Source organism: Neisseria sp. Marseille-Q2251 (genome assembly GCF_940793045.1).
Taxonomy (GTDB): Bacteria; Pseudomonadota; Gammaproteobacteria; order Burkholderiales; family Neisseriaceae; genus Neisseria.
Window position 1 is genome coordinate 1 of the sequence record NZ_CALNWV010000058.1, and the last position, 11,210, is coordinate 11,210.

General features: G+C 53.5%; 15 protein-coding genes. 5 read left to right on the forward strand and 10 right to left on the reverse strand.

Translation table 11 applies throughout. The annotated features are described in order from the left end of the window. Nucleotides 1–87: IS3 family transposase (locus AAG834_RS13885; protein WP_159069391.1), on the forward strand; the 87-nt coding region annotated here is incomplete at its 5' end. Between the two features lie 76 nt (nt 88–163). On the opposite strand, the gene AAG834_RS12830 is transcribed toward AAG834_RS13885, so the two are convergent. From AAG834_RS12830 to AAG834_RS12870, 9 genes are all read right to left on the reverse strand, one after another. Next, complete coding sequence (locus AAG834_RS12830; RefSeq protein ID WP_107145338.1) at nt 164–1,003, reverse strand: DUF4198 domain-containing protein; 840 nt, start codon at nt 1,001–1,003, stop codon at nt 164–166. Nucleotides 1,004–1,223: 220 nt separating this feature from the next. Further along, nucleotides 1,224–1,775, reverse strand: a complete 552-nt coding sequence (locus AAG834_RS12835; protein ID WP_342032357.1) for a hypothetical protein — start codon at nt 1,773–1,775, stop codon at nt 1,224–1,226. A gap of 216 nt (nt 1,776–1,991) precedes the next feature. After that, nucleotides 1,992–2,834: a 3-deoxy-8-phosphooctulonate synthase gene (kdsA, locus tag AAG834_RS12840; protein WP_049228730.1), complete on the reverse strand. Its 843-nt coding sequence runs from the start codon at nt 2,832–2,834 to the stop codon at nt 1,992–1,994. Nucleotides 2,835–2,921: 87 nt separating this feature from the next. Continuing rightward, on the reverse strand, nt 2,922–3,305 hold the full coding sequence (gene panD, locus AAG834_RS12845; protein ID WP_342032358.1) for an aspartate 1-decarboxylase: 384 nt from the start codon (nt 3,303–3,305) through the stop codon (nt 2,922–2,924). 238 nt (nt 3,306–3,543) lie between these two features. Then, a complete protein-coding gene (gene cutA / locus AAG834_RS12850; protein WP_342032359.1) occupies nt 3,544–3,867 on the reverse strand; it encodes a divalent-cation tolerance protein CutA in 324 nt (107 codons plus the stop codon). Between the two features lie 10 nt (nt 3,868–3,877). Further along, nucleotides 3,878–4,177 (reverse strand): TonB family protein, encoded by a 300-nt coding sequence (locus AAG834_RS12855; protein ID WP_016687169.1) that lies wholly within the window; start codon nt 4,175–4,177, stop codon nt 3,878–3,880. Between the two features lie 192 nt (nt 4,178–4,369). Beyond that, complete coding sequence (locus AAG834_RS12860) at nt 4,370–5,038, reverse strand: histidinol-phosphatase (RefSeq protein WP_342032360.1); 669 nt, start codon at nt 5,036–5,038, stop codon at nt 4,370–4,372. Beyond that, nucleotides 5,035–5,703: a DnaA regulatory inactivator Hda gene (gene hda / locus AAG834_RS12865; protein ID WP_003763115.1), complete on the reverse strand. Its 669-nt coding sequence runs from the start codon at nt 5,701–5,703 to the stop codon at nt 5,035–5,037. Before hda ends, AAG834_RS12860 begins: the two co-directional genes overlap by 4 nt. Beyond that, nucleotides 5,700–5,825 carry a hypothetical protein gene (locus AAG834_RS12870; RefSeq protein ID WP_016687171.1) on the reverse strand — a complete coding sequence of 42 codons (126 nt, stop codon included), beginning with the start codon at nt 5,823–5,825 and terminating at the stop codon, nt 5,700–5,702. Before AAG834_RS12870 ends, hda begins: the two co-directional genes overlap by 4 nt. Nucleotides 5,826–5,881: 56 nt before the next feature. Here AAG834_RS12870 and AAG834_RS12875 point away from each other — a divergent pair, with 56 nt between their 5' ends. Further along, on the forward strand, nt 5,882–6,520 hold the full coding sequence (locus AAG834_RS12875) for a DedA family protein (RefSeq protein WP_342032361.1): 639 nt from the start codon (nt 5,882–5,884) through the stop codon (nt 6,518–6,520). A 72-nt stretch (nt 6,521–6,592) separates the two neighbouring features. Here the strand turns inward: AAG834_RS12875 and AAG834_RS12880 are convergent, their stop codons facing one another. Further along, entirely contained in the window at nt 6,593–7,012 is a 420-nt protein-coding gene (locus AAG834_RS12880) for a YidB family protein (protein WP_342032362.1), read from the reverse strand. A 487-nt stretch (nt 7,013–7,499) separates the two neighbouring features. On the opposite strand from AAG834_RS12880, the gene AAG834_RS12885 reads away from it, so the two are divergent. From AAG834_RS12885 to AAG834_RS12895, 3 genes are all read left to right on the forward strand, one after another. Next, nucleotides 7,500–9,680 carry a TonB-dependent siderophore receptor gene (locus tag AAG834_RS12885; protein WP_342032363.1) on the forward strand — a complete coding sequence of 727 codons (2,181 nt, stop codon included), beginning with the start codon at nt 7,500–7,502 and terminating at the stop codon, nt 9,678–9,680. A 420-nt stretch (nt 9,681–10,100) separates the two neighbouring features. Beyond that, nucleotides 10,101–10,376 carry a transporter gene (locus tag AAG834_RS12890; RefSeq protein ID WP_342032364.1) on the forward strand — a complete coding sequence of 92 codons (276 nt, stop codon included), beginning with the start codon at nt 10,101–10,103 and terminating at the stop codon, nt 10,374–10,376. Continuing rightward, the gene (locus AAG834_RS12895) at nt 10,369–11,130 is read left to right on the forward strand and encodes a PepSY-associated TM helix domain-containing protein (protein ID WP_342032365.1); all 762 of its coding nucleotides are present in this window, start codon (nt 10,369–10,371) and stop codon (nt 11,128–11,130) included. The genes AAG834_RS12890 and AAG834_RS12895 overlap by 8 nt, the downstream gene beginning before the upstream one ends. Nucleotides 11,131–11,210: the final 80 nt, after the last annotated feature.

Consider the following 11,210-nt stretch of genomic DNA (forward strand, 5'->3'; position numbering starts at 1 on the left):
GATTACTACAACCGGGAGCGTTGCAGTTTGAAATTGAAAAAGCTGAGTCCTGTCGCATACAGAACCCAGCTTGCACAGAGCGCCTGAATAGGCTTTTATGAGTGTCCAAGATTTGGGGGCCAGTTCACTTTTTCAGACGACCTTTTTGATCTTTCACACTTAATTAGTGTTGATGATGATGGTGTTCATGCCGTTCAGCCGCGCGTTTCGTTCCGACGGGCATAATCAGTGTTGCATAGGCATTGTCTTGTTGGCAAACACTTTTATCGGCATAATCCGCCTGATGGGCGGCTTTGATTTTCCACAAACCTTCAATCAAAGGAATCACATTGACGACGCCGTCTTTATCCGTTTTCCCTGAAAAACCTTGCGGCTCGCGGTGGTCGTGCGTAGCCGCCAAATCCATTTCCGCCAGCGTATCCGAGCTTGCCGTTACCGTCGCTTTTGCCAACGGTTTGCCTTTATAAAGCACTTTAATCGGCAGCAGGCCGCCTACCTTGACTTCATTCGGATTTTTCAGCGGAACCAGTTCCAATTCATGACCGACCGGACGGGTCAATACGCTTTCATCCAAGCCTGCGCCACCCACTTGCAAAAACGCTTTGCCGAACATCTGAGCCTGTTCGCAATAAGTCGCGCCGGGCAGGTCTTTCAAGGTTTTCTGTTTCCAGCCTTCACTGTTTTGCGACCAGAACGTCGGTTTGTACACCGCGCCGACCCAATAAGAGCCGTCTTTCAGGCGGGATTTGGAAACATATTGGTAATTTTCACCTTTATTCGTCAAATCAACGGTTTTTCCGGATTTGTCCGTCAATTGCAGCGGTTTGAAAATGTGCACACGGTCGTCGGCGATTTTTTCAACATTCGGGAAATCATGGCTGTAACCCAAATCCGCTTTCAACGTACTGCCCGAATCTAAACGCACCGGAGCCGACACCCACAAATCATGCGCCTGCGCCGCCATGCTCAATCCCAATGCGCCAAGTATCCATAATTTTTTCATGTTTCTTCCTCAAATTTGATTGTTTACGGTTCAAAAGCCAACGGAAAGCCCGAAAAGCAAGGCAACCTTACTCTTTTTATTTCGAAATGTAAATATTATTGATGATTGTTTATAGTTACAAAGAACTATAAATTCTTAAGGAGACAACAGAAAACAGAAAGGTCGTCTGAAAACCTTGAAATTAGGTTTTCAGACGACCTTTCTGTATTGGGAAGATGGATTATTGCGCTTCCAGTTTTTTCAGCAGATCAGGCATGGCTTCTTCGTTGTACCGGTAATAGCGGACGCTGTCCGTACCTTCTTTATTGGTCATTTCCAATACGTTGGGTTTGCCATCAAGCATCAACACAAGCGGGACTTTGAAGCTGACGGTTTTGCCGATTTCGTCAGGTTTTTGTTCGGGCGCGCCATTGTTGCGGCTGACGGTGTAGTTGGTGACGGTTTGGCGGAATTCTTGTCTCCAGCGGCTGAATTTCCATTTGAAGTCTTGGGTGATGGTAGTCGTATCGCCGGAATTTGCTTGGAAATGAATCAGGTCGCGGCCGGTACCGTCGGGGCGCATCAGGCTGGCGTTGAGCAGGGAACCGTCAGCGTTTTTACTGGTGTTGCCCCACATGCCGAACAAGTCTTTGCGTTTGACTTTTTTGGCGGCAACGAGCTGGTTGGGTTCGGTAACATGCAGACCCGGCACATAAGCCGTTTCTGCTACGGCGGCAGAAGTCAGGGTTAAGGTGAACGCGGCGGCGCCAAGTAGGGTTTTCCATGTTTTCATATTGTTTTCCTTATATGTAATGAGCAGTTGAAGAATCGGGCGTATGCGGCAAATCCGGTTTCAGGGTTTTCGCGTTTTACCCACAATGTTGATGGTTTGCATATTGACTATTTTATATCGAAAAATCGATTGAAATACAAAATGGCCTGACCGTCAGTTTACACAAGGTAAACCGACGATTCAATTTTCAGACGACCTTTCGTTTGCCACGCCGCGTTAACGGATGTCCATAGGCGCGAAGGATTTGACGGTTTCGTCCACGGCTTTGACGCGGGTCAGGAAGTCTTCCAGTTGGGCAAGCGGCAGGGCGCTGGGGCCGTCGCATTTGGCTTGGTCGGGGTTGGGGTGTGATTCGAGGAAGAGGCCTGCGAGGCGGGTTGCCATGCCGGCGAGTGCCAGATCCAACACTTGCGCGCGCCGTCCGCCGGATGCGGCTGCACCAGATTCGCGGGTTTGCAGGGAGTGGGTGACGTCGAAGATGACGGGCAGGCCGCCGCAGGTTTTTTTCATGACGCCGAAGCCGAGCATATCGACGACGAGGTTATCATAGCCGAAGTTGGCGCCGCGTTCGCACAGGATGATTTGTCCGTTGCCCGCTTCTTGGAATTTCTCGACGATGTTTTTCATCTGCGAGGGGCTGAGGAACTGGGGTTTTTTGATGTTGATGACGTTGCCGGTTTTTGCCATGGCGACGACGAGGTCGGTTTGGCGGGCGAGGAAGGCGGGCAGTTGGATGACGTCGCAGACTTCGGCGACGGGGGCGCATTGGTAGGGTTCGTGGACGTCGGTGATGACTGGCACGTCAAACTCGCGTTTGACGGCTTGGAAGATTTTCATGCCTTCGTCCAAGCCGACGCCGCGGAAGGAGTGGATGGAGGAGCGGTTGGCTTTGTCGAAGGAGGCTTTGAAGACGTAGGGGATGCCGAGTTTGTCGGTCACTTTGACGTATTGTTCGCAGGCTTTGAGGGTGGAATCGAGGTCTTCCAGGACGTTGATGCCGCCGAACAGGGTAAAGGGGAGGTCGTTGCCGACGGTGAGGTTGTTGATGCGGATGTTCATAATGATGGGGCTTTCTCGTAGGTCGTCTGAAAATGGCTGAAAGGTCGTCTGAAAGCGGATTTTGCGGTTTCAGACGACCTTTGTGTTTTATAGGACGGTGTGCGGCGGCTCGTAGGAGAGGATGTCGCGGATTTTGTTGTGTTCGTCCACGAGGACGACTTTGGGTTCGTGCACGGCGATTTCGGGTTCGGACAGCATGACGTAGGACATGATGATGACGATGTCGCCTTTTTGGACGAGCCGTGCGGCGGCGCCGTTGAGGCAGACGACGCCGCTGCCGCGTTCGCCGGGGATGGTGTAGGTTTCGAAGCGTTCGCCGTTGTTGTTGTTGACGATGGCGACTTTTTCGTTAACGAGGATGCCTGCGGCGTCGAGCAGGTCTTGGTCTATGGTGATGCTGCCGACGTAGTTGAGGTCGGCTTCGGTAACGGTGGCGCGGTGTATCTTGCCGCCGAGCATGGTGCGGAACATGGGTTTCCTTTTGGTTTGGGATTGCGGATGCAGACGTATAGTGGATTAAATTTAAATCAGGACAAGGCGACGAAGCCGCAGACAGTACAGATAGTACGGCAAGGCGAGGCAACGCCGTACTGGTTGAAAGTTAATCCACTATAAGGTCGTCTGAAAATCAAAAGCCGTCATTATAGTGGACTTCCCTGTAAATTCATAATGATGCTTGAGCGTTTTTCAGACGACCTCGAGTGGCTATTTATAAACCTAAACTCTGCTTCAGCCAACGCAAATAGGGGGCGTATCCGCGCGATACGTTTTGCATCAGGATTTGCGGGCATTCGTAGCTGTGGTTGGCGAGGATGGTTTTTTGGATTTCGCGGTAGCAGTGGCGTGAGGTTTTGATGGTGATGCGGATTTCGTCGTCGCGGCAGATTTCGCCGTTCCAAAGGTATTGGCTGGTGATGGCTTCGTATTGCACACAGGCGGCAAGTTGCTTTTCCAAAAGCAGGCTGCCGATTTTTTCGGCTTCTTCGCGGGTCGGGGCGGTGGTGGTAACGATAACAGGTTTGAACGCGGGCATTTCAGACGACCTATTGGTTTTTAAACTCGATGGTTCCTTTGTATTTCACCCAGTATCCGGCGGCATCGTATTTGTCTTTTTTGGCGGTTGCCACGGCTGTTTCGTCGAGCCCTTCATATCCGCTGGATTCGAGGATGCTGACTTCTACGGCTTTTCCTTCTGGGGAAACTAGGATGGACAGTTTGACGGGTTTGATGGGCTGTGCGGGATTATTGGATGCGGGGGCGTATTCTGCCGGATTGACGGTTTGCGCGGTTGCGGGTAGGACGAAGGCAAGCAGCAGGGCGGGGATGATGGCGCGGATGGACATATTGTTTTCCTTATTTGTAGATTTGTAGCGGGTTTAGGGGGTTGTTTTTGATTTGTTTTCAGACGACCTTTGTTTTTCGTGGGCCAAGCCCACGCTACGGGTTTGCGCTTATTTTCAGACGACCTTTTGTTTTTCGCGGGCGAAGCCCACGCTACGGTATTGCGCCCGTTTGGGCGGCGGGCGCGGTTTTGATTATTTGAAGTTCAATATCGGCCAACCTTTTGCTTTGGCTTCTTGTTCCAACTCGGCATCGGGATTGACGGCGACGGGTTCGTTGATGAGACGCAGCAGCGGCAGGTCGTTTTTGGAGTCGCTGTAAAAATAGGTTTTGCCGTAGCTTTCGAGCGTTTCGCCGCGTTCGGCGAGCCATTGGTTCAGGCGGGTGATTTTGCCCTCTTTGAGACTGGGCGTGCCGATGTAGTTGCCGGTGTAGCGGCCGTCGGTACCGGTTTCGAGTTGGGTACCGATGATGTTGGTGATGCCGAAAAGGTGGCAGATGGGGGTGATGATGAACTCGTTGGTCGAGGAGATCACGAGGGTTTCGTCGCCTGCCATTTGGTGGCTCTGCACAAGCATGCGCTGCATGGGCGAGATGTGGGGCGTGATGAACTGTGCCATAAATTCGCGGTGAAATTCCGCCAGCTCTTCTTTGCTGTAACGGGCGAGCGGGGCGAGGTGGAATTTGAGGAAGGCGTCGATGTCGAGGCAGCCGTTTTGGTAATCGCGGTAGAATTTTTCGTTTTGCGCTTCGGTTTCGGCAGCATCAACCAGCCCTTTTTTAATGAGGTATTGCGGCCAAGAGTGGTCGGAATCGGTGTTGATGAGGGTGTTGTCGAGGTCGAAGATGGCGAGATTTTTCATTGGGTTTCCTGTTGTTTCAAAAGCTGGCGCAGAAGCGGTAGGGTAATGCGTTTGCCCATGGTAACGGCGTAGTTGTCCAGCGTGTCGAGCATCTGCATCAGGCTGTCCATATCGCGCCGCCAGTGGTTGAGCAGGTATTCGAAGATTTCGGGGTCTATGGTAACTTGGCGTGCCGCCGCCATGCTGACGAGCGCGTCGATTTTTTCTTGATCGGTCAGGGGTTTGACTTCGTAAACGAGGCAGTACGCCATGCGGGTGCGCAAGTCTTCGCGGATGACGAGCTGTTGGGGGGTGTGTTCGGAACTTAACAGCAGAAAGCCTTTGCCGCTGTTGCGGAAACGGTTGAATACGGCAAATAGGAGGGCTTGTTCTTCGTTGCCCAGTTTTTCGATTTGGTCGATGGCGAGGTATTCGGCCTCAAAGGCAGCTTCGGTCAGTGGTGTGGCGGCGGCGTCGATATAGACGGCTTTTTTCCCCGCGTCGAGCGCTTGGGCGACCCACGCGCGCAGCAGGTGGCTTTTGCCCGCGCCTTCTTCGCCCCAGACATAGATAAACGGGTCGTGTTTATGCTGTAACACATAGACCAGTTCGGCATTTTCCGTTCCGAGGAATTTGTCGAAACCGGGATAGCCGCGTTCGGCGAAGTCGAAAATAAGCTGGTTCACAAAGGCATACCGGATGGGTTGGAATCGGGTTTATTGTACGTTGTTTTGTCAGGGCGCATCAAGGCGCAGGGTCGTCTGAAAAAGGGGCGCGCGACATGGGTTTCATATACAATGGCGGACATTTGGCGACGCGTCTGTTTTCAGACGACCCCTGTCTTTTTTATTTCAGGAAAATCTCGTGATTTCGACCCTTATTGATTTTATCCTCCACATCGACCAGCATTTGGTCGAGATTTCCGCGCAATACGGCGTATGGATTTACGCGGTGTTGTTTTTGATTATTTTCTGCGAAACCGGCTTGGTGGTTACGCCGTTTCTGCCGGGCGATTCGCTGCTGTTTGCCGCGGGCGGGATTGCCGCGGTCGGCAGCATGAACATTCATGTCATGGTCGCGCTGCTTTTGGCCGCCGCGATTTTGGGCGATGCCGCCAACTTCATGATCGGCAAGTTTTTCGGGCGCAAACTCTTCGCCAACACCGATTCCAAAATCTTCCGCCAGTCTTATCTGGAGAAAACCCACGCGTTCTACGAAAAACATGGCGGCAAAACCATCATCATCGCCCGCTTCGTCCCGATTGTGCGCACGTTTGCCCCGTTTGTCGCGGGCATGGGCAGCATGCACTACGGCACTTTCATCCGCTACAACATTATCGGCGCGGTAGTGTGGGTTCTGTCGTTTTCCTATGCCGGCTATTTCTTCGCCAATATTCCGGTTGTCAAAAACAATCTGGCTTTGGTGATGGTCGCGATTATCGTGATTTCCATCCTGCCGGGCGTGATCGAAGTCATCCGCGCGAGAAGGGCGGCGAAGAAATAAAAATTGTTTGAACTATAAGAAAAGGTCGTCTGAAAACGTTTTTCAGACGACCTTTTGCATATTTCATGCTGCTTATTTGGTGAAGTTTTTCAATATTGCCGAAGCAATATCGTCCAAACCGAATCCGTCCGCATCCTGCGCCGAACCGTTCGGCGTGGCTTTGTCCACCAGATTGGGCAGAATCTGCGCCAGCATATCGCCGGCTTGCTGGCTGTCGAGACCGAATTTTTGCGCCACTTGGCTGATGGCATCGCTGCCCAAAGCGTTTTGCAAATCGCTGCCAGATACAGGCAGATTGCTTTGTTGGTTGGAAACCCAGCTGTTCAATACGTCGCCCAGCCCGCCTTGTTGCAATTGATTAATCAGATTGCCCACGCCGCCTTGTTGTTGTACCAAATTCATCGCCATTTCGGTCAGCGAGTTTTGTCCGTTTTCATCTTTGCCGCCCAAAGCTTGCGCCGCCGCGTTCAGCAAACTGTCCATTAATGCCATAAAGCCTCCTTGTGTGATGTGTGAGTGTGAAGTGTAAAGAACCCAAAGTGTAACAAAATTCCGACGCTTGTTTGCCAATTTAACCCAATTCAACAGCGAATTGACGAGCTGCTACAAAAGTAAAGGTCGTCTGAAATTTACAACCCATCATTCCCGTGTAAGTGGGAATCCGAAGGACCCTTTGGGCAGCAGTAATTTTCCAGAGATTCCAGGAATCCAAAGTGTTGGATTCTCGTCTCAGCCTGCCTTCGCGTAGACTGAGGTGGGAATGACGGTATTCAATATCCCCTTTCCAAACTTTTACAAACCCTCTGTCATTTCTTTTTCCTATCCCTGTTCACCACATCATAGCGTCCTGCCCGTTTTGCATTTTTCTACCCTGTCTTCCGAATAAAACAAAATGAAACAAAATTACCAATTTTTATACAAAAATTATTATCAATTCTATCAATCTATTGTTTGAACTTGAAAAGGAGAATTTGTAGCAATGAAGTTTTACCATTTGAGCGCGCCGCTGTTACTTATCCTGCCTGTCTGCACGCAGGCGGCGGACGCATACGTTCCCGCCGATGCCGAACCGGCAGCAGTTACCCTTTCCACTGTTACCGTGCGCGGTAAGCGGCAGAAGTCGTTGAACAAGGGCTATACCGCTTCGGGCACTTACGCCGCGACGGGGATGCCGCTGACGCTGCGCGAGGTGCCGCAGAGCGTGAGCGTGGTAACCGACAAACAGATGAAGGACCAAGGCAAGCGCAGCGTTTACGACGCGCTCTCATGGGTCAACGGTATCAGCGGCAATCCGGCAAGTTCGCGCTATGCGGTAACCAACATGTATGCGCGCGGCGAGACGGTCAACGATTACCAGATAGACGGCATGACCACCGAAATCGACGGCAACCAACTGCTGAACTCGGGCGCGTACGAGCGGGTGGAAGTCGTGCGCGGCACTTCCGCCTTGCAGGGCGGCGTGGGCGACCCGAGCGCGACGGTGAACCTGGTACGCAAGCGTCCGACCAAAGAGCGGCAGGCTGAAATTTCCGTCGGCATCGGCAGATGGCGGCGTTGGAATGCCGAGGCCGACGTGTCCGGACCGCTCAACTCGAGCGGCAGCCTGCGCGGCCGCGCCGTCATCAACGCCGAGGGCGGGCGGCATTGGACCGAGGGTTCGCGCGACCGCTCCGACATGGTTTACGGCATTGCCGAATACGATTTCTCGCCGCAAACCACCGCCTACGCCGGCATCAACCACCAGCGCGCGCGAGAAAAAGAATTTTACGGCGGGGACCTGCCCGTTTACGATAGCGCAGGCTACCCAACCCGCCTCGGCATCCGTGACAACAACAAAATCAAAGGCAGCAGGTATAGGGAACGCGCGACGGAACTCTTTACCGGACTGGAACACCGCTTTGAAAACAACTGGAAAGCCAAGCTGGAATACCGCTACAACCGTGAGAAAGCCCTCAATCCCGGTATGGGTGACGCCCCATACAACTATCTCAGGCACGACGACAGCTCGGCCGGAGCCAAGTTTTATAAAATGGGCGACAATATCGTCAGCCATGCCTTCAGCTTCAAGCTCAACGGGCAATACGATTTATGGGGGCGCAAACACGAAGCCGTATTCGGCATCGGAGGCTACCGCACGCGGGACAAACGCGTCTGGGCAAACTCTGAGGGCAACTATTCCATAGACGACATCTACGATTTCATACGCCGCCGCGACTATCCCTCCATCGCTTCCGTCAACGACTGGAAATGGGAGGGAGACACCATCGCGACACGCCAAATCAGCGGCTATGCCGCCACCCGCCTGCACGCCACCGACAAACTCTCGCTGCTTTTGGGCGCCAACTACGCCCGCTACCATTACCAAGCCATACCGGTTGGCGGCAGCCCGAATACGGAAGCCAAAGAAGGCCGCTTCGCCCCCTACGCCGGCATCACCTACGACCTCACCGGCAACCTCTCCGCCTACGCCTCCTACAGCCGCCTGTTTATGCCGCACGAAAACAGCGAAACAGACATCAACCGCCGCCCCATCGATCCGATTACCGGCCGCACCGTCGAGGCTGGACTGAAAGGCGAATGGCTCGAAGGCCGTCTGAACGCCTCGTTGTCGGTGTTCCAATCCAAACGGCGCAACGTCCCCGTCGAAGCGGGCAAATTTGACAACGACGACACCTACTACCGCGCAGCGAATACCAAAGCCCACGGCTGGGAAGCCGAAATCAGCGGCTCGCCCGCCGAAGGCTGGGACATCAGCGCGGGCGTGCAGTCGCACCTGACCCGCGAAGAAAACGGCAACCGGCCCAACAGCCAATACGACCCGCGCCACAGCTTCAAACTCTTCACCACCTACCGCCTGCCCAAAACCCGCTGGACCCTCGGCGGCGGCGTACGCTGGCAGAGCAAGACCTTTGTGGACAAATACGGCGACCTCAGCAATATCGAGTTTGACGACGATGAAGCCAAAGAACGCGCCCGCGTCCTCTCCAGCCAAAAATCCTTCGCCGTGGTCGACCTGACCGCGCAGTACGACATCTCCAAAAACGCCAATCTGACACTAAACTTCGACAACGTGTTCGACAAACGCTACCGCACGGACACGATGTACCACGACTACGGCCAGCCGAGGAGTTTGTCGGGGACGCTTAGGTATAAGTTTTGACGGGGTTTGGGGTTGCTGTAATTCTTGAAGGTCGTCTGAAACCTATAGTGGATTAAATTTAAATCAGGACAAGGCGACGAAGCCGCAGACAGTACAAATAGTACGGAACCGATTCACTTGGTGCTTCAGCACCTTAGAGAATCGTTCTCTTTGAGCTAAGGCGAGGCAACGCCGTACTGGTTTAAAGTTAATCCACTATATAATCCGTCATTCCCGCGCAGGCGGAAATCTAGGAATCTTTGGGATTCGGCGATTTTTAGAGATTCCTGAAACTCCAAAGGTCTGGATTCCCGTTTTCACGGGAATGACGGTCGTGAGGTTGCCGTACTCTGCAAAGGCTGTCTGAAACCTGTCATTTCTAAAGGTCGTCTGAAAAACACCCAATCGAATAAAAGTAACAAATATCCCAAGGAAAACCATATGAGTCCCATCCTGCCACGCCCGCTGCACATCACGGCGCGGATTGTGCTGGCTTCGGCCGGAAGCTACTGGGTATCCGCGCTGGCGGCGGGTACGGTTCCGCTTTATGCGGGCGGGTCAACCAATGCCGTTTATGGCGGCACCCTCCTAGGCATTACGCTGCTGCCGCTGGTATTTCTGTGGGCGTTGGCGGCGCGGCGGCTGCGGACGGTGTTTTGCGTGCTGTCGCTGTCGGTGTTGCTGCTTTCAGCGGCAGGGGGGCTGGCGCATGGCTAAGGAGGCGGGGCTGCGCAAGGTAATGGCGGAAATCCACACATGGACGGGACTGGTCTGTTCGTGGATTTTGTTCGTAATATTCCTTGCGGGAAGCATTGCGTTTTTCCGTGCCGAACTGGATGTATGGATGCAGCCGGAGCTGCCGTTTTCAGACGGCCTGCCGGACGAACGGGTTTCGCTGGCGACCGCCCTGGACTATCTGCGCCGCCATGCGCCGAATGCGGCAGAATGGTCGGTTTCTCTGCCGACCGAACGTTCGCCGTACTTGGATTTGGGCTGGACGGAGCGCGGGGCCGAAGAGGCGTCCTATACCACCATCAGCCCTTATCCTAACGCGCCGCAGTCCAAACCGCGCGAAACGGCGGGGGCGGGTTATCTGGTTTCCATCCACAGCAACCTCGCGGCGGCGGAATACGGCGGCTACTGGCTGACGGCTGCGGCCGCGGTGGTCGCGCTGGCGGCGGTAATCAGCGGCGTGATTGTGCATAAAAAGATTTTGGCGGAGTTTTTCACTTTCCGCGCAGGCAAAAAGCTCAGAAGCTGGCTGGACGCGCACAACCTGCTGGGCGTGCTGCCGCTGCCGTTTCATGTGATGATTGTTTACAGCGGCCTCTTGCTGACTTCGCATACGGTGATGATCTACAGCCAAACGGCGGCGGAATTGTCGGGTGAAGAATTCGAGGCGCGCTCCGCCTATGTGTCAAGGCCCTTGGATTCGGATTTCAAGTGCAACACTAGTGTATCAGCGGTTTGAACAGATTCAAGAATAAAACACTTGGCGTTTCGTAGCCAAGTGTTTTTCTTGGCCGGTGGTTCAACTCATCTTGAACCCTG

What these genes read in the sequence shown, in the direction of transcription:
- AAG834_RS12830 (WP_107145338.1), bottom strand. Translation starts at nt 1,003, where the DNA reads ATGAAAAAATTATGGATACTTGGCGCATTGGGATTGAGCATGGCGGCG.
- AAG834_RS12835 (WP_342032357.1), bottom strand. Translation starts at nt 1,775, where the DNA reads ATGAAAACATGGAAAACCCTACTTGGCGCCGCCGCGTTCACCTTAACC.
- kdsA (WP_049228730.1), bottom strand. Translation starts at nt 2,834, where the DNA reads ATGAACATCCGCATCAACAACCTCACCGTCGGCAACGACCTCCCCTTT.
- panD (WP_342032358.1), bottom strand. Translation starts at nt 3,305, where the DNA reads ATGTTCCGCACCATGCTCGGCGGCAAGATACACCGCGCCACCGTTACC.
- cutA (WP_342032359.1), bottom strand. Translation starts at nt 3,867, where the DNA reads ATGCCCGCGTTCAAACCTGTTATCGTTACCACCACCGCCCCGACCCGC.
- AAG834_RS12855 (WP_016687169.1), bottom strand. Translation starts at nt 4,177, where the DNA reads ATGTCCATCCGCGCCATCATCCCCGCCCTGCTGCTTGCCTTCGTCCTA.
- AAG834_RS12860 (WP_342032360.1), bottom strand. Translation starts at nt 5,038, where the DNA reads ATGAAAAATCTCGCCATCTTCGACCTCGACAACACCCTCATCAACACC.
- AAG834_RS12870 (WP_016687171.1), bottom strand. Translation starts at nt 5,825, where the DNA reads ATGTCCGCCATTGTATATGAAACCCATGTCGCGCGCCCCTTTTTCAGA.
- AAG834_RS12880 (WP_342032362.1), bottom strand. Translation starts at nt 7,012, where the DNA reads ATGGCATTAATGGACAGTTTGCTGAACGCGGCGGCGCAAGCTTTGGGC.
- AAG834_RS12885 (WP_342032363.1), top strand. Translation starts at nt 7,500, where the DNA reads ATGAAGTTTTACCATTTGAGCGCGCCGCTGTTACTTATCCTGCCTGTC.
- AAG834_RS12890 (WP_342032364.1), top strand. Translation starts at nt 10,101, where the DNA reads ATGAGTCCCATCCTGCCACGCCCGCTGCACATCACGGCGCGGATTGTG.
- AAG834_RS12895 (WP_342032365.1), top strand. Translation starts at nt 10,369, where the DNA reads ATGGCTAAGGAGGCGGGGCTGCGCAAGGTAATGGCGGAAATCCACACA.